Source organism: Pseudoalteromonas sp. S2893 (genome assembly GCF_005887105.1).
GTDB lineage: Bacteria > Pseudomonadota > Gammaproteobacteria > Enterobacterales > Alteromonadaceae > Pseudoalteromonas > Pseudoalteromonas atlantica.
On the sequence record NZ_PNCY01000148.1, the window covers coordinates 1 to 358 of the forward strand.

1 pseudogene is annotated in these 358 nt (G+C 42.2%); it reads right to left on the bottom strand.

The features are described 5' to 3' along the window. Positions 1–60: 60 nt before the first annotated feature. Positions 61–358, bottom strand: a pseudogene (locus tag CWC04_RS19500) (type VI secretion system contractile sheath domain-containing protein); the annotation flags it as partial.

Sequence of the window (358 nt, forward strand, 5' to 3'; positions counted from 1 at the left end):
CATCACTTTTAAATAATGTGCAAAACGAGACGTCGCCATTAAGTAAGGTAAGCGAGCTTAAATTGCAGCATAAGCAGTAGCAACAGGCGGTGAATATATTTGTGGTATTTGACAGCTTTCGCCACCAAAGAAAACAGCCGAATCGGGTATTTTTGTAATGACACAGAGGTAAGAAACCAAGTTTACTTCGCTCAGCGTCACCACGCTCTGTTATGCCAATTTCTGTTCGGCATTTAAGATCCTGATCGCCATCATCACTTGTGAAAATATCCGTTGGTAAGCCTTCATCTATACCGCCACCTTCAGCACCACGTATAGCAGAACAAAAACCGTATTGCGCAAAATCTTTGGACAGATT